The organism is Alkalibaculum bacchi, assembly GCF_003317055.1.
Taxonomy (GTDB): Bacteria; Bacillota; Clostridia; order Eubacteriales; family Alkalibacteraceae; genus Alkalibaculum; species Alkalibaculum bacchi.
This window is the reverse complement of the sequence record NZ_QNRX01000017.1, coordinates 24,714-48,828: the sequence shown is the minus strand read 5'-3', so window position 1 is coordinate 48,828 and position 24,115 is coordinate 24,714. Positions and strand designations below refer to the sequence as shown.

At 35.2% G+C, this 24,115-nt stretch carries 20 protein-coding genes; all 20 read left to right on the top strand.

The window, feature by feature from the left end; translation table 11 throughout:
* The first annotated feature begins 15 nt into the window (after positions 1–15).
* Positions 16–4,236 (top strand): PolC-type DNA polymerase III, encoded by a 4,221-nt coding sequence (locus DES36_RS11800; protein ID WP_170128285.1) that lies wholly within the window; start codon positions 16–18, stop codon positions 4,234–4,236.
* A 284-nt stretch (positions 4,237–4,520) separates the two neighbouring features.
* Positions 4,521–4,985: a ribosome maturation factor RimP gene (rimP, locus tag DES36_RS11795; RefSeq protein WP_113921405.1), complete on the top strand. Its 465-nt coding sequence runs from the start codon at positions 4,521–4,523 to the stop codon at positions 4,983–4,985.
* A gap of 13 nt (positions 4,986–4,998) precedes the next feature.
* Positions 4,999–6,096 (top strand): transcription termination factor NusA, encoded by a 1,098-nt coding sequence (gene nusA / locus DES36_RS11790; RefSeq protein WP_113921404.1) that lies wholly within the window; start codon positions 4,999–5,001, stop codon positions 6,094–6,096.
* A gap of 26 nt (positions 6,097–6,122) precedes the next feature.
* Positions 6,123–6,392 carry an RNase P modulator RnpM gene (gene rnpM / locus DES36_RS11785; RefSeq protein WP_113921403.1) on the top strand — a complete coding sequence of 90 codons (270 nt, stop codon included), beginning with the start codon at positions 6,123–6,125 and terminating at the stop codon, positions 6,390–6,392.
* A 59-nt stretch (positions 6,393–6,451) separates the two neighbouring features.
* Complete coding sequence (gene infB / locus DES36_RS11780) at positions 6,452–8,782, top strand: translation initiation factor IF-2 (protein ID WP_113921402.1); 2,331 nt, start codon at positions 6,452–6,454, stop codon at positions 8,780–8,782.
* A 12-nt stretch (positions 8,783–8,794) separates the two neighbouring features.
* Positions 8,795–9,151 (top strand): 30S ribosome-binding factor RbfA, encoded by a 357-nt coding sequence (rbfA, locus tag DES36_RS11775; RefSeq protein WP_113921401.1) that lies wholly within the window; start codon positions 8,795–8,797, stop codon positions 9,149–9,151.
* 1 nt (position 9,152) lies between these two features.
* On the top strand, positions 9,153–10,091 hold the full coding sequence (locus DES36_RS11770; RefSeq protein ID WP_113921400.1) for a DHH family phosphoesterase: 939 nt from the start codon (positions 9,153–9,155) through the stop codon (positions 10,089–10,091).
* Positions 10,088–10,987 (top strand): tRNA pseudouridine(55) synthase TruB, encoded by a 900-nt coding sequence (truB, locus tag DES36_RS11765; RefSeq protein WP_113921399.1) that lies wholly within the window; start codon positions 10,088–10,090, stop codon positions 10,985–10,987. The genes DES36_RS11770 and truB overlap by 4 nt, the downstream gene beginning before the upstream one ends.
* 226 nt (positions 10,988–11,213) lie before the next feature.
* Positions 11,214–12,149 carry a bifunctional riboflavin kinase/FAD synthetase gene (locus DES36_RS11760; RefSeq protein WP_170128284.1) on the top strand — a complete coding sequence of 312 codons (936 nt, stop codon included), beginning with the start codon at positions 11,214–11,216 and terminating at the stop codon, positions 12,147–12,149.
* A gap of 157 nt (positions 12,150–12,306) precedes the next feature.
* On the top strand, positions 12,307–12,576 hold the full coding sequence (gene rpsO, locus DES36_RS11755) for a 30S ribosomal protein S15 (protein WP_113921397.1): 270 nt from the start codon (positions 12,307–12,309) through the stop codon (positions 12,574–12,576).
* A 110-nt stretch (positions 12,577–12,686) separates the two neighbouring features.
* Entirely contained in the window at positions 12,687–14,792 is a 2,106-nt protein-coding gene (locus DES36_RS11750; RefSeq protein WP_113921396.1) for a polyribonucleotide nucleotidyltransferase, read from the top strand.
* A gap of 309 nt (positions 14,793–15,101) precedes the next feature.
* Positions 15,102–15,542 carry a dUTP diphosphatase gene (gene dut / locus DES36_RS11745; RefSeq protein ID WP_113921395.1) on the top strand — a complete coding sequence of 147 codons (441 nt, stop codon included), beginning with the start codon at positions 15,102–15,104 and terminating at the stop codon, positions 15,540–15,542.
* 319 nt (positions 15,543–15,861) lie between these two features.
* Positions 15,862–16,104 carry a YlmC/YmxH family sporulation protein gene (locus tag DES36_RS11740; protein WP_113921394.1) on the top strand — a complete coding sequence of 81 codons (243 nt, stop codon included), beginning with the start codon at positions 15,862–15,864 and terminating at the stop codon, positions 16,102–16,104.
* A 261-nt stretch (positions 16,105–16,365) separates the two neighbouring features.
* On the top strand, positions 16,366–17,070 hold the full coding sequence (locus DES36_RS11735) for a ClpP family protease (RefSeq protein WP_113921393.1): 705 nt from the start codon (positions 16,366–16,368) through the stop codon (positions 17,068–17,070).
* 242 nt (positions 17,071–17,312) lie between these two features.
* Entirely contained in the window at positions 17,313–19,631 is a 2,319-nt protein-coding gene (locus DES36_RS11730; RefSeq protein WP_113921392.1) for an FtsK/SpoIIIE family DNA translocase, read from the top strand.
* A gap of 13 nt (positions 19,632–19,644) precedes the next feature.
* Positions 19,645–20,994: a 30S ribosomal protein S12 methylthiotransferase RimO gene (gene rimO, locus DES36_RS11725; RefSeq protein ID WP_113921391.1), complete on the top strand. Its 1,350-nt coding sequence runs from the start codon at positions 19,645–19,647 to the stop codon at positions 20,992–20,994.
* Complete coding sequence (gene pgsA, locus DES36_RS11720; protein WP_113921434.1) at positions 20,978–21,499, top strand: CDP-diacylglycerol--glycerol-3-phosphate 3-phosphatidyltransferase; 522 nt, start codon at positions 20,978–20,980, stop codon at positions 21,497–21,499. Before rimO ends, pgsA begins: the two co-directional genes overlap by 17 nt.
* Before the next feature lie 87 nt (positions 21,500–21,586).
* Complete coding sequence (locus DES36_RS11715; protein ID WP_113921390.1) at positions 21,587–21,994, top strand: hypothetical protein; 408 nt, start codon at positions 21,587–21,589, stop codon at positions 21,992–21,994.
* Positions 21,995–22,253: 259 nt separating this feature from the next.
* Positions 22,254–22,871, top strand: coding sequence for a flavin reductase family protein (locus DES36_RS11710; RefSeq protein WP_341457142.1), 618 nt, complete (start codon positions 22,254–22,256; stop codon positions 22,869–22,871).
* Positions 22,868–24,100, top strand: a complete 1,233-nt coding sequence (locus DES36_RS11705) for a competence/damage-inducible protein A (protein WP_113921389.1) — start codon at positions 22,868–22,870, stop codon at positions 24,098–24,100. Before DES36_RS11710 ends, DES36_RS11705 begins: the two co-directional genes overlap by 4 nt.
* The last annotated feature ends 15 nt before the right edge of the window (positions 24,101–24,115 follow it).

The window sequence follows — 24,115 nt, the reverse complement described above, 5'->3', positions numbered from 1 at the left end:
CTAGGAGGTAATAAATTGGGAAATCATTCGAATCCACTAAGTGAAATACTAAATTCTTGTCCAATTAAAATCACAAAAGTAGAAGTAAACCCTACTAGTTGTAAATGGATATTACATATAGAAGATCCAACGAAATTTGATAAAGAATCTCTTGAAAGTGATTTGATAAGCACGTTTCCAGGCTTAAAATGTGTAGAATTTAAGAATGCAAACAGTCAAAATTCTATAAAAGAGTATCTATCTGGAAAAAAAGAATTTATCAAACAGGTTATCCGTAGCAAACATCCCGAAGTATTCTTACCAAAGAACAATTGGTCTCTTAAAGGAAATATTATTGAAATACCAATTTTTCTTAAAGAAGATTTTGAAGATTTAACTCAATCGGATATATGTCAGCAGATTCATAATTATTTGAGAGAAGCAGATTCAGTAAATTTACAATTTAAGTTTGTATACAAAGGTAAAATTGAAGATATGGCCCAAGAAATTCAAAAAGAAAAAGAGAATTTAAAAGTACAGATTTCGAAAGAATCTTTTAGTACAAACAATAAAAAAGCATCTCCAGGACGGAGTGCGGATAAGGTCATATTCGGAAAGCGAATTACCTCAGATGCTATAAAAATTGTAGATTGCGCACCAGATGAGCAATCTATTATATTAGGAACTGTCTTTAAAGTAGATTACAAGGATATTAAGAATAATAAAGCCATCATTATATTTAACATCACAGACTATACAAGTTCTATGACTGTTAAATTTTTTATTCTGCAGGACAAAAGGGATGAAACATTAGAAAGAATAAAAGGAGCTAGTGCGCTAAAAGTAATGGGAAGAGTTGAGTACGATACTTTTGCCAGAGAATACGTTTTTATGGCCAATGGCATTGAAGAAGCGCAAATACAGATTAAGACAGATAATGCAGAAGAAAAACGAGTAGAACTTCACCTGCATAGTCAGTATAGTGCTATGGACTCTGTAGCCAAAATTGAAAAAGCAGTGAAAAAAGCCTTGTCTTATGGGCATAAAGCCTTAGCCATTACAGACCATGGAGTTTTACAGGGCTTTCCTGAGGCTATGGAGTACACTAGGGGAAAAGACATTAAAATGATTTACGGCTTAGAGGGCTATCTCGTTGATGATAAAAAAAGTGCCAAGTGGGGTAAGAAAGATGGAAATCTAGATGGTACATTTATCGTCTTTGATTTAGAAACAACAGGTCTATCTTCTAGAAAAAATGAAATCATCGAAATAGGGGCCGTAAAGGTTCACAATCATCAAATTGTTGAAACCTTTGGCTCCTTTGTCAAACCCAAAGAAAAGATCCCTATGAAGATTACTGAGCTAACGGGAATTACGGACAGCATGGTAGCTAATGCAGAGACTATCGAAGCAGTACTTCCTAAGTTTTTGGATTTTTGCCAGGATTATATTTTAGTGGCTCATAATGCAAAATTTGACCTATCCTTTTTAGAGAAGGCTTGTCATATTTGTAATATGCCAAAAGACTTTTCAGCAATTGATACCCTTTCTCTTGCCCGAAATGCCATTCCAGAAATCAGTAGACACAATTTAAAGGCGTTGACAAAATACTATAAAATCAATTTAGAAAACCATCATCGAGCAGTAGATGATGCTATGGCTACAGGAAAGGTCTTTATTCAACTGCTTAAAACCTGTAAAGACAAAGGCGCTAGTAGAGCTAATGATATTGATAAGGTCTTTGATAATGAGCTAGCCATTCAAAAGATGGATACCTATCACATTATTATCTTAGTCAAAAATAATACTGGACTTAAGAATTTATACAAATTAGTATCAATGGCTCATTTAAAATACTTTTACAAGAGGCCCAGAATACCAAAAAGTGTCCTAGCTAAGTATAGGGAAGGTTTAATTATTGGTTCTGCTTGTGAAAGCGGGGAATTGTTTCAGAGCATTTTAAAAGAAGCTTCCAATGAAGAGATTGAAGATATTGCGAATTTTTATGATTATTTAGAAATTCAGCCCTTAGGCAATAATCAATTTCTAATTGATAAGAATATCGTTAGTTCAGTAGAGGATTTAATTGATATCAATAAAAAAATCATTCAATTAGGAAAAAACTGCTCAAAACCTGTAGTTGCTACTGGAGACGTGCACTTTTTAGATCCTCATGATGAGTATTTTAGACGCATCCTGATGCATGGTCAAGGTTTTAGTGATGCAGAAAACCAACCACCATTATATTATCGAACTACACAAGAAATGTTGGATGAATTCTATTATTTAGATCAAGATACTGCAAAAGAAGTAGTTATCACAAATCCGAATAAGGTGGCAGATGCAATAGAGAAAATTTTGCCGATCCCTGATGGTACTTTTCCTCCAGTAATAGAAGGTTCTGATCAAGAGATTACAGACATGGTAATGAACAATGCCTATGAAAAATACGGAAACCCACTTCCTGAAGCTGTAGCTAAAAGAGTAGATCGAGAGCTGACTTCTATCATTAAAAATGGCTATTCTGTACTTTATTTGGTAGCCCAACGACTCGTTAAGAAGTCAAATGATGATGGATATTTAGTAGGATCAAGAGGTTCTGTTGGTTCATCTTTAGTTGCTACATTTAGCAATATTACAGAAGTAAACCCACTACCGCCTCATTATGTCTGCCCTCAGTGTAAGAATTCAGAGTTCCTTGACAGCAGTCAATACGGTGTCGGACCAGATTTACCAGACAAAGACTGCCCAAGCTGTGGGGCAAAATATCATAAAGATGGCTTTGACATTCCCTTTGAAGTTTTCTTAGGTTTTGATGGAGACAAAGAGCCTGATATCGACTTAAACTTCTCTGGGGATTATCAACCAATCGCCCACAAATACACAGAAGAACTCTTTGGAGAAGGTAAAACTTTTAAGGCTGGTACAATAGGTACTGTTGCTGAAAAAACAGCCTATGGCTTTGTGGCTCATTATTTAGAAGAAACAGGTAAGCAGGTTACCGGTGCAGAAATTGATCGGTTAGTGGCAGGGTGTACAGGTATAAAAAGGACTACTGGTCAGCATCCAGGGGGCATCATGGTTGTACCTGAAGATAAAGATATATTTGATTTTTGTCCTATTCAAAGGCCTGCTGATGATACAAATTCTACTATTACTACTACCCACTTTGACTATCATTCTATAAGTGGTCGTCTTCTTAAATTAGATATTCTTGGACATGATGACCCTACTGTTATACGCATGTTAGAGGATTTAACAGGAGTAGATGCAACAAACATTCCCCTGGACGATAAAGAAACCATGAGCATATTTACTTCAAATGAAGTACTTAAATTGGAAGATCCAGATATGGGATCTCCTCTTGGTACCTATGGAATACCAGAATTTGGAACAAGCTTTACTCAAAGCATGCTTCTAGACACAAAGCCAACGGCTTTCGCCGATCTAATTCGGATCTCTGGCTTGTCTCACGGTACAGACGTCTGGCTTGGTAATGCTCAAACCCTTATTCAAGAAGGAACTTGTACGATTAAAGACGTTATTAACACTCGAGATAGTATTATGATTTATCTTATGCAAAAGGGACTACCACCTAAAACTGCCTTTGTAATAATGGAAAAGGTTCGTAAAGGTAAAGGACTGACGGAAGAAGATATTATAATTATGAAGGAACACGATGTGCCAGATTGGTATATTGATTCTTGCCAAAAGATTAAGTACATGTTCCCAAAAGCTCATGCAGCAGCTTATGTAACGATGGCTTTTCGTATTGCATATTTTAAAGTTCATTATCCATTAGCTTATTATGCAACCTATTTTTCAATACGAGGAGAAGATTTTGACGCCCACGTAGCTGTACAAGGAAAAGAGTTTGTAAGAAAAGAAATTAAAATGATTAGAGATAAAGGTAATGATGCTACGACAAAAGAAAAATCAAAACTAACGGTTTTAGAATTGGTTTTAGAGATGTACTGTAGGGGATTTGGATTTTTGCCTGTTGATTTAATGGAATCGCATTTTAATAAATTCCTTATCAAAGAAGATAAACTACTCCCACCTTTTAATGGACTAGAGGGGATTGGAGAAAAGGCAGCACAAAATCTGTACGAAGCAAGAGAAGAAGGACCGTTTCTCTCTATAGAAGATTTGCAAAGAAGAAGTAAAATCAGTAAATCAAATATAGATGTCCTAAGCAAACACGGAGCCATTAACTTCTTGCCAGACACCAACCAAATATCTTTATTCAGTCTTTAATTAATAATCGTTGGACTTTACGCGTTAGAGGCTATACTTTGAATGCTAGTCTCTAGTCGCTAGACTCTAGCACTTAGGCTACCAATGGTAGCCATAAGCTAGTGACTAATGACTAGGGACTGACCTAATAGGAATACTCCAGAGCTAGCGACTGAATTTAGAAGGCATAATATTCCTTGAATTTGCATATAATTAATGATATGATATAATAAGACAAAAGAAAGTATCGATTCATGTAAAGAGTGGGGAGCATCCCACTCTTTACTGTTTAGATGGAGGTTTCTATGGCAAAAATCAAAACAGAAGAAGTAGTATTCGACCTTGCAAAACCAATTACTGATGAATATGATTTTGAATTAGTGGATGTTGAATATAAAAAAGAAGGTCAAAATTGGTATTTACGCGTTTATATTGACAAAGATGGCGGTATTACGTTAAATGACTGTGAAATGGTTAGCAATAGACTTAGCGACATATTAGATGAAAAAGATCCAATTGACGGAAGTTACTTTTTAGAAGTATCTTCACCTGGTTTAGATCGACCATTAAAAAAAGAAAGAGATTTCATTCGCTATATGGATAGAGAAGTTGAAATAAGTCTTTACCAAGCAGTAAATAATTCAAAGAATTATAAGGGAATCAATAAGGGGATTAAAGACGATATACTGACTATTGAGCTAGAAGACCATGGTTTATTAGAAATTCCCATGAAATCAGTAGCGTCGGTAAGATTGTATTTTGAATTTTAGTTGGAGGTAACAGATGAATAAGGAGTTTATTCAAGCACTTGATGAAGTGGAAAAGGCAAAAGGAGTAAAAAAAGACGAGCTGATTGATGCAATCGAAGCCGCTATTGCTTCCGCCTATAAGAAAAATTATGGAACAAGCCAAAATGTGAAAATTAATATTAATCGAGAAAATGGAGAAATAAAAGTATTTTCCTTAAAAGAAGTAGTAGAAGAAGTGTTCGATGAGTTGCTAGAAATTAATTATGAACAAGCAAAGCAATTAAATGAACAATACGAAATTGGTGATATGGCAGAAGTTGAGGTAAAACCTAAGAATTTTGGTCGTATTGCTGCACAAAATGCAAAACAGTTGGTTGTACAAAGAATAAAGGAAGCAGAAAGAAACATTGTATACGATGAATTTATTGAACGAGAAGATGAAATCCTTACAGGAATTATTCAGAGAAAAGAAAAAAACAATGTGTTTATAGACATTGGCAAAACGGAAGGAATACTCGCTCCTACAGAACAAATTCTCGGGGAAGACTATTCTCAAAATAAGAGGATTAAAGTTTATATCTTAGAAGTAAAGAAAACTACAAAAGGTCCTCAAGTATTCGTTTCTAGAACCCATCCTGGTTTAGTAAAAAGATTATTTGAAAGTGAAGTTCCTGAAATCTTTGATGGTACAGTTCAAATCAAATCCATTTCTAGAGAAGCTGGTTCAAGAACAAAAATCGCCGTTTACGCATCAGATCTTAATGTGGACCCTGTAGGCTCTTGCGTTGGTCCTAAGGGTGCGAGAGTTCAATCTATTGTAGATGAATTAAATGGGGAAAAAATAGATATAATTAAATGGAGCGAAAATCCAATGGAATATATTTCTACTGCTCTTAGTCCTGCGAAAGTTTTAAAGGTTGAGGCAAAAGAAAATGATAAATCTGCTCTAGTAATTGTAGATGATTATCAATTATCTCTTGCAATTGGTAAGGAAGGTCAAAATGCTCGATTAGCTGCTAAATTGACAGGTTGGAAAATAGATATTAAGAGCAAAAGCCAATATGAGGAACATGCAAAATTAGAGGATATTGAGGATTCCATTTTTGACGATTTAGATTTAGACTTAGAATAAGGTTCAAGCTTTAAGGAGGCCTATATATGAAGAAAATACCTCAAAGAACTTGTATAGTCTGTAAAGATAAAATTGATAAAAGAGACTTAAATCGCATAGTAAGCACAAAAGAAGGAGATCTGTTTTACGACCCAACAGGAAAAGCCAATGGCAGAGGTGCTTACATATGCAGCAAAGACAGCTGTATTGATAGTATAGTTAGTACAAACATGCTAAATAAAACTTTTAAACGAGAAGTATTAAAAGAAGTAAAAGAAAAGCTTAGAGAAGATGTAATAAATGGAAAAAAACAATAGCGTTTTTTCGTTGTACTAAAATCATATGATAACAACTATAAATGGATAGGGGGAATTTGATGAGTAAAATAAGAGTATATGATTTGGCAAAAGAATTAAATGTTTCAAGCAAGGATTTAGTAAAAAAGTTAAATGATCTGGATATTCCAGCTAAAAACCATATGAGTGCCCTTACAGAACAAGAAGTGAGATACTTTAAAAGCCATCAAAATAATGTGAATACGGTGAAGGATCAAAAGGCAAATGAGTCAAAAGCAAATGAAAATGTAAAAAAAGATCCTCACAACAACAATAAAACAACGGTAGGAGCAAATCATAAAAAGCACCAAAATACTGCCACTAAAAGCAGTCAGAATAACACCCATAATGACTCTACCAAAAATAATAATAACAGTCAGAATAACACCCATAATAATTCTGCAAAAAACAATAACAATAATAAGGGTTTTAGCAATCAAAATAAAAACACAAAGAATCATGAAGGTAAAGGGGCAAGTCCATCGAAAACGCACAACACAAACAAAAAGAAAGACATTAACAAACCTAAGGTTACACCTGTAAAAATTGACAATAGTAAAAGAGTTAAAAAAACGAAAACAGATTATAAAAAAAGAAAAACAGAAGAAACTAAAGTTGAAGAGACAATTCTTTTACCATCACAAATTACAGTCGGCGATCTTGCATCTAAAATCAATATCTCTGTTACAGAGATTATTACGCACTTGATTAAATTAGGCATTATGGCATCCATTAATCAAGAAATCGATTTTGATACTGCTGAGGTCATTGCAAGTGAATTAGATATTAAAGTAGAATTAGAAAATGTGGAAGAAGAAGTACACAGTATCTTAGAAGAATACGAAGATGAAGATGATGAAAAAGACCTAATGAAAAGACCTCCTGTTATTACGGTAATGGGCCATGTTGACCATGGTAAAACATCCCTACTAGATGCTATTCGTCATACAAGTGTCACTTCAAGAGAAGCTGGTGGCATTACACAACACATTGGTGCTTATACGGTTCAAATAAACAATGAATCTATTACCTTTATCGATACTCCTGGTCATGAGGCATTTACTGCTATGCGTTTAAGAGGAGCTCAAATTACAGATATCGCTATTTTAGTAGTAGCTGCTGATGATGGCGTTATGCCACAGACTGTTGAAGCGATCAACCATGCAAAAGCTGCAAAGGTGCCGATTATCGTAGCCATAAATAAAATCGATAAGGAAAGTGCAAATCCTGACCGAGTTCTTCAAGAATTGACCGAACATGGATTAATTGCAGAAGCTTGGGGTGGGGATACCATTTGTGTTCCTGTGTCTGCTCATACTGGAGAAGGTATTGATACGCTGCTCGAGATGATCCTTTTATCTGCTGAAATGCTTGAACTCAAAGCAAATCCAAAGAGACTAGCAAAGGGAAGCGTTGTAGAAGCTCAATTAGATAAGGGTAGAGGAGCAGTAGCAACTTTGCTTATTAATACAGGTACATTACGCATTGGAGACATTGTCGTATCTGGTACAACCTATGGTAAAGTTCGTGCAATGGTCAATGATAAAGGGAAAAGATTAAAGTCAGCTGGTCCATCTGCTCCAGTAGAAATTATTGGTCTTTCCGAAGTGCCAGAAGCTGGAGATGAGTTTTATGTCGTAAAAGATGATAAAACAGCTAGACAAGTCTCTGAAATGAGAAAACATTATCTAAAAGACCAACAAGTTAAAAAGAGCGCTCCACTTTCATTAGATGATTTATACAATCAAATACAAGAGGGGGCCGTAAAGGATATTAATATCGTCATTAAGGCTGATGGTCAAGGTTCTGTGGAAGCCTTAAAGCAATCCTTGTTTAAGCTTACAAATGATGAGGTCCGAGTAAATGTAATACACGATGGCGTAGGTGCTATTTCTGAATCAGATGTTTTATTGGCATCGGCTTCTAATGGTATTATCATTGGTTTTAATGTTCGCCCAGGTGCAAATGTATCTAAAATAGCCGAAAAAGAAGCAGTAGATATTCGGTTATACCGAGTAATCTATGATGCAATAGAAGATGTAGAAGCAGCTATGAAGGGTATGCTAGATCCTGAATTTAAGGAAGTAGTCGTGGGTACTGCAGAAGTTCGTGAAACCTTTAAAGTGCCTAATATCGGCATAATTGCAGGTATTTATATTACAGATGGTAAAATCGCCCGAAATAACGACGTCAGAGTAATAAGAGATGGCATAGTTGTTCAAGAAGGCTCGATTTCCTCTTTGAAACGCTTTAAGGATGATGCAAAAGAAGTTGTTCAAGGCTACGAATGTGGTCTAGGTATTGAAAAATTCAATGACCTTAAAGAAGGAGATATTATAGAGGCCTTTACAATGGAAGAAATCCCTAGATAAGGAAGATTTATTATGTCAACTAGAATACAGCGAATTAACGAGACACTAAAACAAGAACTCAGCCATTATATTCGGTTTGAGTTGAAAGATCCAAGATTAAATAATGATATGATAAGCATTATCAGAGTAGAAGCAACAGGTGATTTACGTTTTGCAAAAGTATTTGTAAGCATCTTTGAAAATGCCCCTGATAAAAAGAAGGAAATGCTTGAAATCCTTAAAAAATCTGCTGGGTTTTTGAGAAAACAAATTGGCAAGAGCCTGACAACTCATTACACACCAGAACTTTTATTTGAACTAGATAATTCTATCGAGTACGGTGTTCATATTGATCATTTACTTCGCAAGATTAATCATAAGGATAATTAGTATGGATCATATTATAAAAGCAATTCACAAGTATCAAAGCTTTGCAATCAGTAGCCATAGAAATCCTGATGGAGACTCTATTGGCTCCTGTATTGCCTTAGGCTTAGCATTAAAAAAACTAGGAAAATCCGTCACTTATATTATGGATGATATCCCTCAAAAATTTGAATTTTTAGATGAGGTTAAGAATTTCAAAGTAGATGCATCGGAGCACTTTGATGTAGTCGTATGCTTAGATTGTTCAAATATTGCACATCTACATAATAGCCAAGATTTATCTAATGGTGACCTCATCATTAATATAGACCACCATATTAGCAATACAAATTATGGTGGATTAAACTATATAGATTCTGTTGCAAGTGCTACAGGTGAAATCATCTATGAACTTATATGCAAACTGTCCATCCCTATAGATAAAGATATGGCTGTTGCATTGTATGTGGCAGTTGTAACGGATACAGGAAATTTTAAATACAGTAATGTGACTTATAAAACCCATGCTATCGTTTCTGAATTATATAAAATCTCAGATATTTATTGGAAAATTAATACTATAATATTTGATCAAAATTCTTATGAGGGTATGAAGATTATCGGTAAATCCTTAGAAAACTTGTACTTAACTCATGAGAACAGAATATCTGTAATAGCTTTGTCCTTAGAAGATCTAAAAGAGTACGACAATGTAGATCTAGAAGGCATTATTAATTACGCAAGAGATATTAAAGGCGTTGAAGTGGCAGTATTTGCTAAAGAAGTAGAACCGAATTTATTTCGCGTATCCTTTAGAGCTAATGGAGATTACGATGTGAGTACACTAGCTACTATATACGGCGGAGGCGGACATAGCAAGGCAGCAGGTTGCACAATAAGGGGCAATAGCCTTAAAGATATCATGAATGATATAACACATAATATTGCAAAGGACTTACAATGAACGGAATTATAAGTATTAATAAATCACAAGGTATGACCTCACACGATGTAGTCTACAAAGTTCGAAGAATTCTTCATACAAAAAAAATTGGACATACAGGTACATTAGACCCTATTGCAGAGGGTGTTTTGCCCCTTACTATTGGCCAAGGGACTAAAATCTCCCAATTTATTGTAGAAAAAGAAAAAGAGTATGTAGCAGAACTTTCATTTGGCACTAAGACAGATAGTTTTGATCGAACAGGTCAGATAATAGGACAAGCTGATAAAATAATCACAGAGGATGAGTTAAAAAAGACTCTTCTTTTATTTACTGGAGAGATTGAACAAGTACCGCCTATTTATTCTGCTATAAAAGTAGATGGTAAGAAGCTGTACGAATATGCTAGGGAACAGATACAAGTGGAAATCAAAGCTCGGAAGATTTCCATCCGCGAAATAGAACTTCTTCATTTTGAATTTCCTAACGCCAAAATAAGAGTTGCCTGTTCAAAAGGTACTTATATTCGATCTTTATGCAATGATATTGGAGAAAAGTTAGGCACCTTCGCACATATGACCTCTTTGATTCGAACAAAGAGTGGCCCTTTTCACCTTGATAAAGCCATAAGTCTAGAGCAACTTGAAGCATTAAGCTCAGAAGAGATCAAACAACACTTGTACCCAATGGATTTTCCACTTGAACATTTAATTCGAGTTGATGTGCAACCTTTTTCAGCAAAGTATCTGCTCAATGGAAATCCTTTGATTCAAAAAAATATTGTACAAAATATAAATGATATTCCACTCTGCGAAAAGGTTCGAATTTACTTAAATGATGAATTTAAAGGGGTTGGTCTTATGGAAAATAAAGACTATTATCGAATCAAACCCTTAAGATTATTTACGAACCAATAAATCAAGCCTAACAGGCTTTTCTAATGTAATAGGAAAGTCCTACTTTTGACATTGGCTCCTGCCCAGTCATCCTGAGCGTAAGCGAAGGATCTTGACCCAAAAGGAATACCCCAACGCTTGTGACTAATGACTAGCAACTAAAGTGCCACAGGCACTTTCTTGTAACCACGTGCTTATGAAGACAGATACACCGAAACAATCTAGGTTTTTAGTAAGGAGACATAATATGGAGTCCATAGTATTAAATAAAGACACAAAACTACATTTTGATACATCTGTAGCCTTAGGCTTCTTTGACGGCATTCATTTAGGTCATAGAATGCTTATTGAAACAATGAAAAAAAGGGCAGAAGAGAAAAAATTACATAGTTGTGTTGTGACTTTTAATAGACATCCCTTGACGATCGCTTTTCCTAAATATGCTCCAATGCTCATATTATCTAATGAAGAAAAGGTCAAAATTTTAGAGACAATGAATATTGATCAATTAGTATTTCTGAAGTTTACTGAAGAAATGATGAATTATGAACCGATAAGATTTGTTGAAGAAATCTTAGTTGGTCAATTAAATATAAAGCATGTAGTTGTAGGATTTAATTATAATTTTGGATATAAAGGTATGGGCTCCCCTCAGTTACTTAGTCAACTAGGTGAAAAACATGGCTTTGAAGTAGACATCGTCGGCGAATATCAAGTAGAGCGTCAAACGGTGAGCAGTTCCTTTATTCGAAATTTAATTTCTACTGGAAAAGTGGATGCAGTAGAAAAATATATGGGCAGAAAATTTTCCATTTCAGGGGAAGTAATTGAAGGGAAAAAAATCGGTAGGCAATATAATTTTCCTACTGCTAATATAGAAGTAAAAGGGAATCAAATTACTCCTGAACCGGGAGTTTATTACACTCATGTTATATATAAGGGTAAAGAATATCACGCTCTTACTAATGTAGGTCACAATCCTACCTTTGCGAATCATCCGTTTAGAATTGAGTCTTATATTTACGACTTTTCAGAAACCATATACGGTGAAAAAATCAAAGTAATCTTTTATAAAAGAATAAGAAAAGAAAAAAAGTTTAATAATATTAATGATTTGTTTAAACAAATCCAACATGATATCGCCACTATTAAGGAGAAGTACGTTCTATGTTCTAAGATCTAAGTTTTATGTAAAAGCAAATAAATGATTATTTATTTGCTTTTAATACACTGTCGTGTTATAATCATACTGTTAATTTTAACCTTTATCTGTGTTTATTGAATCTCCAACAATATACTCTGATAGAGGCGTTTAACAAAAACATTTAGGAGGAAAGAAAATGAGTTTAAGTAAAGAAAAGAAACAAGCTATCATCGATGAGTACAAGTTAACAGAAGGAGATACTGGTTCTCCAGAAGTGCAAATTGCTCTATTAACTTATAGAATCAATGAATTAACAGAGCATTTCAAAATCCACAAAAAAGATCACCATTCAAGAAGAGGTTTATTAAAGCTTGTAGGACAAAGAAGAGGTTTATTAAATTACCTGACTAAAAAAGATATCAATAGATATCGTTCAATTATCGAAAAATTGAACATCAGAAAATAAATCGTAACAGATGATTAAGGGCGGAGATATCCGCCTCTTGCTTTATCTGGGTTTAAATAAACATGAATTGCAAAATATAGAAGTAACTGAACTACGAAAGGAGGAATACAATGACACATGTATTTAAAAAAATGATTGCAGGCAGAGAGTTAATCGTAGAAATCGGAGAGTTGGCGCAACTTACCAATGGTTCTGTATTTCTAAAATATGGACAAACTAATGTCTTAGTAACTGCTTGCGCTTCCAAAAAACCAAGAGAAGGAATAGATTTCTTTCCGCTAAGCTGTGATTACGAAGAAAAACAATATTCCGTTGGAAAAATTCCAGGAGGATTTATCAAGAGGGAAGGAAGACCTTCTGAAAAGGCGATTCTTTCTTCTAGATTAATAGATAGACCGATACGACCATTATTCCCTGAAGGATTTCGAAATGATGTACAAGTTGTAGCTACAGTAATGAGCGTGGAGCAAGATAATTCTCCAGAAATCGTTGCAATGCTAGGCTCTTCTATTGCATTATCTGTTTCAGATATTCCATTTGATGGACCAACTGGTTCTGTTTTAATTGGTTTAATTGATGGCGAATTTATCGTCAATCCTACAGTAGAACAAAGAGAGAAAAGTGATTTGCACTTAACGGTTTCTGGTACAAAAGATGCAATCATGATGGTAGAAGCTGGAGCTAACGAAATATCAGAAGAAACGATGCTAAAAGCAATTCTATTTGCTCATGAGCAAATAAAAGATTTAGTTGCATTCCAAGAAGAAATCATAAAAGAAATTGGCAAAGAAAAAATCCAAATAGATCTTTTCAAACCAGATGAAAATATCGAAAAAGAAATTCGCGATTACGCATCTTCTAAACTTGCTGAGGCAATAAAGACAGAGGAGAAATTAGAAAGACAAGAGAAAATTGACGCTGTTAATGCAGAAATCATGGAAATCTACTTAGAAAAATATCCAGATAATAAAAGAGATATTGATGAAGTAGCTTACAATATGTTAAAAGAAGAAGTTCGCAGAATGATTGTTCATGATAAGATTAGACCTGACAATAGAGCACTGAATGAAATTAGACCAATTACTTGTAAAGTTGGAAAACTTGACCGAGTTCACGGGTCTGGACTCTTTACAAGAGGTCAAACTCAAGTAATGTCTGTAGTCACGCTAGGGGCATTAGGTGATGTACAAGTTCTAGACGGACTTTCTGAAGAAGAAGTCAAAAAGAGATATATTCACCACTACAATTTCCCATCCTTTAGCGTTGGTGAAACAAGACCTATGCGTGGACCAGGTAGACGAGAAATAGGGCATGGTGCATTAGCAGAGAGAGCATTATTACCTGTTATTCCATCTGAGGACGATTTTCCATATACTATTCGTGTAGTATCTGAAGTATTAGGCTCAAATGGATCTTCATCCCAAGCAAGCGTTTGTGGAAGTACCTTATCCTTATTAGATGCTGGTGTTCCAATTAAAGCACCTGTAGCAGGTGTTGCTATGGGCCTTATTAAAGATGAAGATCAAGTAGCTGTTCTAACAGATATACAAGGTATGGAAGACTTTTTAGGAGATATGGACTTTAAGGTAGCTGGAACAGATAAGGGAATTACAGCTATTCAAATGGATATTAAAATTCACGGTATCGATGAAAATGTCCTTCGAAATGCCCTTCAGCAAGCATTAAAGGGAAGACTCTTTATCCTGGATAAAATGAATGAAGTTATTTCAGAACCAAAAGATGATTTATCTCCATATGCACCAAGAATCATTACAATGGAAATTAAACCAGATAAAATCAGAGACGTAATTGGCTCTGGTGGAAAAGTAATCAATAAGATTATTGACGAAACAGGCGTTAAAATTGATATTACAGACGATGGAAAAGTATTTATCTCCTCTCCAGATTCCATTTCTGCTGAACGAGCAAAAGAAATCATCGGCAATATCACAAAGGAATATGCAGTCGGCGAAGTATATCTAGGCAAAGTTAGTCGAATCGCAAAATTCGGAGCATTTGTAGAATTACCAGGCGGCAAAGAAGGGATGGTTCACATTTCTAAATTAGCTCATGAAAGAGTTAATGAAGTAGAAGATGTAGTCAAAATTGGTGACGAAGTCACTGTAAAGGTTATGGAAGTTGACCAACAAGGACGAATCAATCTATCAAGAAAAGCAACTCTTCCAAGGCCAAAGACAAATCATGATGATAAATAAGAGCCTTCGGCTCTTTGGTCGCTAGTCTTTAGTCACTAGCATCAGGGTATTCCTTTAAGGTCAAGATCCTTCGCTTGCGCTCAAGGATGACTCGGCAGGTGCTAGGGTCAAAAGCAGGACTTGCATATTAAATAATTGTTACAAAAGATACTATTATTGCTAGTAGAGACACATAGACTTCGGGGTTTATGTGTTTTTTTGATAATCGCTGAAGGCGGAAAGCTAAAAGCGGAACTCGCTAGATAGTATTTTTCTGCTTCAAAGTTTTTCCCATTCAACTATCCAACTTTTATTATTAAGGAGTAAACAATGAACAAAATAAAAATTCGAATTATTAACAAATCAAAAAGCTCTCTCCCTGCTTACCAAACAGAAGGCGCTGCTGGGATGGATTTATATGCTAATCTTGATGAACCGGTCATTATAGAGAAAGGTAAGATTAAATTGATTCCTACTGGCCTTTTTATTGCCTTGCCTCTAGGATATGAAGCTCAAATTCGCTCTAGAAGTGGAATGACTCTAAAACATGGAATCGTAGTGGCTAATGGAATAGGTACGATTGATTGTGACTATAGAGGTGAAATTCAGATTATCCTCATCAATCTAGGGGAAAAAGATTACACTATAAACCCTGGCGAGAGAATTGCTCAAATGGTTATCAATCAATACTCTAAGGCAGTATTTGAAGAAGTAGAAGTTTTAGACGATACATTGCGTGGAGAAGGCGGTTTTGGACACTCAGGCGTCTAAAGCGCCGAAGGCACTTTAACTGCAAGCTATTAGCTATCAGTATTTTGCATAACAATTAGCAATTGCCGAACAATAGTTGGGTAGTAATTAAACAATCGTTTAGTTTTGTAATTTAGTTACTATCTAAACCATCTTTATATGTAGTTGAATCTTTGACCTGTGAGACTTGACCCTAGCACTGGTGGCTGGTAACTGAACGCTGATAGCTAAAGTGCTTCGGTGCTTTTGCTTACCACCTTAAAACTTACCACCTGTTTTTAATCATATTTCTCCGAAAACCCTCATATAAATACATAAGATGAAGTTGGAGGCGGATGAAATGAGATTTGGCGAATTAAGAGACCGAGAAATAATAAATATTGAAACTGGCGAAAAATTGGGCACTTTTGGCAATTGCGAATTAGATATTGACATCTCCACAGGACAGATTATATCTATTATCGTCATAGAAGGTGCAGGCTCCTTTTTTTCCTTTTTAGGAAAACAGGAAGAATCTAAAACAGTGATTCCTTGGGAAAATATTAAAAAAATTGGAAAAGACACCATTATGGTATGCATTTAAATGAACGATGATTGAACAGTTGTCACAAAGAAGTATTATCGCTAATATAGTCACAGAGATTTTATCGTTTATGTGTTTTAATAATAGTGGAAAGCGGAACTCACTAAGTGGTACTTTTCCACATTCGCTTTCAGCTTTCCGCTTAAAAGTTTTTCCCGTCCAATGAACCAACCGACCAACGATTTTTTAATGTATAAATATTAAGTCAAACCACATACTATAGTAAGATTGAATCTTTTAACTATAATATGGTGGTGTGATATGAACAATAAGAATATATCTCAGAATATTAACCAAAACGAGAACAACAACGAATTACAAAATTTACAAGAATTAGGACAAGTAAATATTCCTGATTTTGAAAGCAGTATTTTTACTCTCCCTATTATTGGGGAAATTGAAGGTCATGGGGAATTACCTCAAGGGAGAAAATCCACAAAATACGAACACGTAATCCCTCAACTTCTAGCAGTAGAACAAAACCCTAAGTATGAAGGTCTATTTCTTATCATTAATACCGTAGGAGGAGACGTAGAAGCAGGGCTCGCTCTTTCTGAGCTCATTTCAAGCATGAAAAAACCAAGCGTATCTCTAGTGATTGGTGGAGGGCACAGTATTGGAGTGCCATTATCCGTAAGTACAAATCACTCCTTTATCGCACCTACAGCTTCTATGACCATCCATCCTATTCGAACAAGCGGATTAGTCATTGCTGTATCTCAAAGCTTCGAATATTTCCAAAAAATGCAAGAAAGAATCGTCTCTTTTGTAGAAAAAAATTCTAAGATACAAAAAGACCGTTTTGAAGAACTCATGTTAAACAATAGAGAGATGGCGAATGACTTAGGTAGCATACTTGTAGGACAAAAAGCTGTGGATGAAGGTTTGATTGATTCTGTAGGGGGATTAAGCGATGCCCTTATTAAGATTCAGGGGCTTATTGATGAGAGAAAAACCGAAAGCTAAAAGTATAGAATTAAAGGTATAAGGTGTAAATTTGTTATGCACAGTTTAAGGCTGTGCATTTTTATTTCATTATAAAAGTCTTATTTCTGATGTAGATCTTATACGTGTCATTCTAAGCGTTAACGAGAAATCTTGACCCAAAAGGAATACCCTAATGCTAGTGAGTAAAGACTAATAGCTAGCGACTAATGCGCCATCAGGAGTTTTGTGGTAAAATATAGAGTAGAACCTGAGGTGATTAAATGGCATCGACCACACAAACAAAGAAAAATACGAGAAAAAAAAGCACTCGTAAAAAAAACACTAAGAAAGTAGATTTTAGAGACACAAAGTTATTTAGTGAAATTGTTGGATTAATATTTGTTTTATTCGGATCGTTTGGATTTTATGCCCTAGTGGCTAAAGAAGCTGGAGCAATTGGAAATTCTTTAGGATCCTTATTTCACTTTCTATTTGGAAAAAGTAGTTATCTCTTTACCATATTTATTATAGTCCTTGGAATATACTTTATTGTAAAAGGACTGACCTATTGGATGTCCGTAGTACTTCCATTAGCTTTGTTTACTTTGAATTTTAGTATTGCAATTACCATGATCGATGATCTTATCATTGAGAATATCTTTAGCTTAAACATCTTTCAAACAGCATTACATACAAATGATGGTGGTGGATTTATAGGTATCTTTTTTACTTCGATTTTGGTAAAATTATTTTCTACATATGGTACAATTATTATCTTGCTTATCACTACTCTTATTGCAAGCATCTTGATTTCGCGAAAATCACTCTATGAGGGAATTGTAGAGTTTAGAGAAAATCATAAAAATCGACCTAAAAGAAAAATTCTACCTAATCTTGAATTCCCTATTGAAAAGCCAGCTTTAAGCAAGTCTAAGAGACATAGTATACTTAAAGAGAAACCATCTACAGAACCAGAAGAAATTGTAGTAAATAAGGATGAAAAAATCAAAATATTAGATTATGCAGATATACGCAATAAAAATATAGAAACAAATCCTACTACAAATAAAGGAATTAAAGTTAAGAATCAAAAAGAGGTAGAAGAAAAGATCATCCAGTTAGAAGACCAAACGAGCAATGGCCCTCTAATTCAAGAGCATATACCAAAAGATTATGTCTTTCCAAGCCCTGATCTATTAAATACGCCTATACCAGCAAATCCTAATAGCAAGAAGGAAATTATTCATAATGCAAGTACCTTAGAAAAAACCCTAAGAGACTTTGGTATCAATACAAAAGTTGTAGAAGTTAGTATGGGACCTAGTGTTACAAGATACGAGCTTCAATTAGAACCAGGAGTAAAGGTGAGCAAAATTGTCAATTTATCTAATGATTTAGCCTTAAGTTTAGCTACTACAAGCGTGCGAATCGAAGCTCCAATCCCTGGTAAATCTGCAGTCGGCATTGAAGTGCCCAATAAAGAGACCGCCATTGTCAATATCAGAGAAGTATTAGATAGTACTACCTTTAAGAATTTCAATAGCAAAATTTGTTTTGCTCTAGGAAAAGAATTATCTGGTAATGTAGTTGTTGGCGATTTAGCTAAGATGCCTCATGTCCTTATTGCAGGGGCAACAGGATCTGGTAAGAGCGTCTGTATTAATTCCATTATTGCAAGTATCCTTTATAAAGCTACCCCTGAGGAAGTAAAGCTCATATTAATCGATCCTAAAATGGTAGAATTAAATAATTACAATGGAATACCACATTTATTAATTCCTGTAGTAACAGAACCAAAACACGCTGCAGGAGCCTTAAATTGGGCTATAAAAGAAATGACAGAGCGTTACAAAACATTTAAAGATCAAGGTGTAAGGGATATTAACAGATATAATCAGGTTGTTGGTGAAAAGGGCAAAAAACTCATGCCAAGGCTCGTCATCATTATAGATGAGTTGGCAGATTTGATGATGGTCTCTCCTAGAGAAGTAGAAAATGCCATTTGTCGTTTGGCTCAACTAGCGAGAGCCGCTGGCATTCATCTCGTCCTCGCTACTCAAAGACCTTCTGTTGACGTTATTACTGGACTGATTAAGGCAAATGTTCCTTCTAGAATCTCCTTTGCAGTATCTTCTTCGGTTGATTCAAGGACGATTTTAGATATGGGAGGAGCCGAAAAGCTCTTAGGTAGGGGAGATATGCTCTATCACCCAGTAGGTGAGGCAAAGCCAGTGCGTATACAAGGTACTTTTATATCCGATATTGAAGTAGAAAAAGTCGTAGAGTTTGTAAAGCAACAGGGGGACCCAAGCTATAGTGAAAAAGTCATTGAAGAAATTAAAGATGTTAAAGTAGCAAAAGACCATGATGACTTTGAAGATGATATGCTCCCCCAAGCTATTGAACTTACCTTAGAATCTGATACCATATCCACATCTATGATTCAAAGGAAACTCAGGGTAGGATACGCAAGGGCAGGTAGAATTATTGATGAAATGGAAGAAAAGGGTATTATCTCTGGGCCGGAAGGAAGTAAGCCTAGAAGGGTATTATTATCAAAAGAAGCATATTACGAAAACATGAAATCACAAGAAGAATAGGAGATTTATTTTTATGAGTTACAATGTTGGGCTAGTATCCCTAGGATGCGCCAAAAATTTAGTGGACTCTGAAATTATGTTAGGCTTAATTGAAAGAGGAAGCTATACTATTACAGAAGACCATTCTAAAGCAGATATCATCATCATTAATACGTGTGGATTTATTGAATCTGCTAAGGAAGAATCAATAGATACGATTCTACAGTTAGGACAGTACAAAGAAAACGGGAATCTTAAGACTCTTATCGCTACAGGTTGTCTTTCAGAAAGATACAAGGATGAACTTCTAAATGAAATTCCAGAATTAGATGCAGTAGTGGGCACTGGAGACTATGAAAATATCGTACAGATTATAGAAGACACTTTGAAAGGAGAAAAGGTCTGCGCTTATGGGCATATTGATCACTCTTTTGATGAATCTTTGCCTCGAAGAATCTCTACACCTAAGTATACCGCTTATGTAAAAATCGGAGATGGCTGTGATAATCATTGTACTTATTGTATTATCCCTTATTTAAGGGGAAAATATAGAAGTAGAAAGATAGAAGATATTAAAAGAGAGGTTGAGCAATTAGTTCATAATGGAGTAAAGGAAATCATCATTATTGCGCAAGATATTACCCAGTATGGAATTGACCTTTACGAAAAACACTCCCTACCAATGCTTTTAAGAGAACTAGAGAAAATTAAGGACTTAAGATGGATTCGATTATTATATGTCTATCCTGAAAACATCGATGAAGATCTCATAGATGTAATTAAGAACAGCGAAAAGGTTTTACACTATTTAGATATCCCTCTTCAGCATACAGAGGATAGTGTCTTAAAGAAAATGGCAAGAAGAACGACAAAGACAAAAATTATAAATCTCATTAATACCCTTCGAAGAGAAATACCAGATATAACCATTCGATCTACTATTATTACTGGTTTTCCTGGTGAAAGTGAAGAAGAGTTTGAATCTATGGTTGAAACTTTAAAAGAGCTTCAAATTGATCGTTTAGGGGTATTTCCTTATTCTTTAGAAGAAGGAACTCCTGCAGCCTTATTAGGCGGTCAGATTGATGAAGAGGTAAAAACAAGACGACAAGAACAAATCCTTGAAATGCAACAAGAAATATCTTTAGCTCATAATGAATCACAGGTTTCAAGAGTTCTAGAGGTGCTTATCGAGGGAGCTACAGATGATCCTAATGTCTTTATAGGGCGTAGCTATATGGATGCGCCAGAGATCGATGGATACGTATATGTCCATTCTCAAAAGAAATTAGAGGAAGGGGATTTGTGTGTCGTTCGAATCGTAGATGCATTAGAATATGATTTAATAGGAGAGATAATAAATGGAGATGAACTTACCAAATAAATTGACTTTATTAAGAGTGATAATGATTCCTATCTTTATCATCTTTATGTTAGGAGAAATGGAAAATGGTCAAACCATTGCTGCCATTATATTTATTTTTGCATCCGCTACAGATTGGTTAGATGGGTACATTGCCCGAAGAGACAATTTAGTCACTACCTTCGGAAAATTTATGGATCCACTTGCAGATAAATTACTCGTATGCTCTGCACTTATTTGCCTTGTAGAAATTGGATTTATTCCCTCTTGGATCGTCATTATCATTATCGCAAGAGAATTTGCTGTAACAGGTCTTCGCACCCTAGCAGCATCAGATAATATCGTCATCGCTGCTAGCTGGTGGGGTAAGATTAAAACCGTAACACAGATGATAGCTATCATAGTAGCTTTATTTAATATCAACTTTAGTATTTACATTATGTATATAGCTACGTTCTTTACCATTCTTTCTGGCGTAGATTACTTCGTCATCAATCGTAAGGTATTTACACATACAAATAATTAAGATTTAATTCCGCAAGGAATCTTAGTTTTCTACACAGTAAAATTGATTTACAACCTTTATAAAGGTAAAAAAAGAAAGAGTGATTAGATGAAAAACAATCCATTAAATAGGCTTCAAAAGTGGATGATGGGCAGAAATGGTGGAGATCAACTCTCCCTTGCATTACTTATACTATCTTTATTGTTATCTATTGTTTCTGGCATATTGGATTTACCTATTATAATCTATATTAGCTATATTCCCTTTGTTCTTGCCGTGTATCGGATATTCTCTAAGAAAGTAGACAAGAGAAGATTAGAAAACTACAAGTTTATGATGAAAGTAAGTCCTATATACTCCTTTTATCATAAAAGAAAAACCACACTAAAAGACAGAAAAACCCACAAATACTTTAAATGCCCAAATTGCAAGCAAGGGCTACGAGTACCTAAAGGAAAAGGAAAAATAAATATTACCTGCTCAAAATGTGGAACAAAATTTATAAAGCAAAGCTGAAGCGCCCTTTTAAGCCGTCAGCGTTTAGCTACCAGTAACTTGCACCCTCGGTGGCATTTGAGAAGGAGTTTATTCAAATTTGTACATAATAAACAAACACTCAAAAAGCAGAAATGAAAAACTTTAGTCACCTTTGTGACATAATGCTGATCGCTGGTTGCTAGCTTTTTAGAGGAATCTTACCTTACCTCGCCTTTAGGCGAAAACGGTTTTGCTCACGACCTTAAAGCTTACTACCTTAAAAATAGGAGATGAATTATTGGACAGTCAAAAAAAAATCACTTGGAGAGGAGGCGCTATGCTTGCACCGGTGCCTCCTGTTATGGTTACTTGCGGTACTTTAGAAAAACCAAATGTATTGACTATTGGTTGGACGGGTATTCTAAATACGATTCCACCAAAAACCTATATATCCGTTCGACCTTCTCGATATTCCTATGATTTGATTAAAGAAAATGGGGAATTTATCATTAACTTAACAACTACTCATATGATAAAAGCAGCGGATTACTGTGGGGTTCGTTCAGGGCGAAATGAAGATAAATTTGCTGTCACTGGTCTTCACATAGAAGAAGCCTCTAAAGTAGCCTGCCCTATGCTTGTAGAGAGCCCTGTATCCTTAGAATGCAGTGTAACAGATGTGGTCTCTTTAGGCTCTCATGACATGTTTATAGCAGATATTTTAGCTGTCAATGTAGACAGCAGTTTTATAGATAAAGACGGAAAATTTCATTTAGATAAGTGTTCTTTAGCTGCTTACGCTCATGGAGAATACTTTTCATTAGGTCAAAAGATCGGCAGCTTTGGTTTTTCCGTAAAAAAGAAGAAAAAGAAGAAGAAAACAAAAGAAAAGGTGGGAAAGGTGGTCGTTAAATGATAGGTGAATTAATTAATGTAGGCACTGAAATTTTAATTGGTGATATTGTAAATACCAATGCACAGTACATTTCAAAGGAGTTATCAAATATAGGTTTTTCTATATACTATCATACAACAGTAGGAGATAACCCCAATCGCTTAAAAGAGACTTTAGAAAATTCTATTAATAGAAGCGATGTAGTCATTTTGACAGGAGGTTTAGGACCTACTCAGGACGATCTTACAAAAGAAATACTAGCTGAAATTTTAGGCGTAGAATTGGTTTTAGATCAAGAAATCTACGATGAAATAACAGAACGCATTTACAAATCCGGCTATTCACAGGTTACACAAAACAATTACAAACAAGCTTATATTCCTAAAGGAGCCTCTCCTATACCTAATTCAAATGGTACAGCCCCTGGTATATTAGCAGAAATGGATAATAAATCAATCATTTTATTGCCAGGACCTCCAAGAGAAATGATTCCTATGTTTGAACAAAAAGTCCTTCCCTATTTAATGAAAAAGACTGACACAAAGTTTTATTCAAACTATTACAAAATTACTTCTATTGGAGAATCTGCAGTAGAAGATCGTTTGCTAGACCTTATTGACAAACAGAAAAATCCTACCATTGCAACTTATGCGAAACCTGGTGAAGTACTTATTCGAGTTACAGCAAATGGAGAATCACGAGAAGAAGTAGAGAGCCTACTTCAGAATTACGATGTAGTAATTAAAGAGAGGTTTGGACAGAATATCTACGCTTTTGAAGATCTCTCTCTCCAAGAAGCTGTAGGAAAATCGTTAGTTGAAAAGAATGTAACCATATCCATTGCAGAATCGTGTACAGCGGGGCAAATCGCCAGCAGATTAAGTGAATTTCCTGGTATATCTCAATCTCTTCATAGCGGCATTGTGTGCTATTCAAACGAAGCGAAGGTTCGTTTTGTAGGCGTACAACAAAAGACTTTAGATGAGTACGGTGCAGTTAGCGAAGAAGTAGCTAGGGAAATGTTACAAGGTCTATATGAAAAGAATAAGACAGATATTGTAGTGGCTACAACAGGTATTGCAGGTCCCGGTGGAGGAAGCGAAGATAAACCCGTAGGGACAGTTTATATTGGGATTTTATACAAAGGTCAATATACAGTGACAAGACATCAGTTTAGAGGAGATCGAAAAAGGATTCAATTATGGGCATCTAATGAAGCTTTAAATAAAATCCGAAAAGCTATAGTATAAATAGCCATCAGCAAT

Bases quoted from the DNA above. Each gene is read 5' to 3' on its own strand.
- rimP (WP_113921405.1), top strand. From the start codon at position 4,521: ATGGCAAAAATCAAAACAGAAGAAGTAGTATTCGACCTTGCAAAACCA.
- nusA (WP_113921404.1), top strand. From the start codon at position 4,999: ATGAATAAGGAGTTTATTCAAGCACTTGATGAAGTGGAAAAGGCAAAA.
- rnpM (WP_113921403.1), top strand. From the start codon at position 6,123: ATGAAGAAAATACCTCAAAGAACTTGTATAGTCTGTAAAGATAAAATT.
- infB (WP_113921402.1), top strand. From the start codon at position 6,452: ATGAGTAAAATAAGAGTATATGATTTGGCAAAAGAATTAAATGTTTCA.
- rbfA (WP_113921401.1), top strand. From the start codon at position 8,795: ATGTCAACTAGAATACAGCGAATTAACGAGACACTAAAACAAGAACTC.
- DES36_RS11770 (WP_113921400.1), top strand. From the start codon at position 9,153: ATGGATCATATTATAAAAGCAATTCACAAGTATCAAAGCTTTGCAATC.
- truB (WP_113921399.1), top strand. From the start codon at position 10,088: ATGAACGGAATTATAAGTATTAATAAATCACAAGGTATGACCTCACAC.
- DES36_RS11760 (WP_170128284.1), top strand. From the start codon at position 11,214: ATGGAGTCCATAGTATTAAATAAAGACACAAAACTACATTTTGATACA.
- rpsO (WP_113921397.1), top strand. From the start codon at position 12,307: ATGAGTTTAAGTAAAGAAAAGAAACAAGCTATCATCGATGAGTACAAG.
- DES36_RS11750 (WP_113921396.1), top strand. From the start codon at position 12,687: ATGACACATGTATTTAAAAAAATGATTGCAGGCAGAGAGTTAATCGTA.
- dut (WP_113921395.1), top strand. From the start codon at position 15,102: ATGAACAAAATAAAAATTCGAATTATTAACAAATCAAAAAGCTCTCTC.
- DES36_RS11740 (WP_113921394.1), top strand. From the start codon at position 15,862: ATGAGATTTGGCGAATTAAGAGACCGAGAAATAATAAATATTGAAACT.
- DES36_RS11735 (WP_113921393.1), top strand. From the start codon at position 16,366: ATGAACAATAAGAATATATCTCAGAATATTAACCAAAACGAGAACAAC.
- DES36_RS11730 (WP_113921392.1), top strand. From the start codon at position 17,313: ATGGCATCGACCACACAAACAAAGAAAAATACGAGAAAAAAAAGCACT.
- rimO (WP_113921391.1), top strand. From the start codon at position 19,645: ATGAGTTACAATGTTGGGCTAGTATCCCTAGGATGCGCCAAAAATTTA.
- pgsA (WP_113921434.1), top strand. From the start codon at position 20,978: ATGAACTTACCAAATAAATTGACTTTATTAAGAGTGATAATGATTCCT.
- DES36_RS11715 (WP_113921390.1), top strand. From the start codon at position 21,587: ATGAAAAACAATCCATTAAATAGGCTTCAAAAGTGGATGATGGGCAGA.
- DES36_RS11705 (WP_113921389.1), top strand. From the start codon at position 22,868: ATGATAGGTGAATTAATTAATGTAGGCACTGAAATTTTAATTGGTGAT.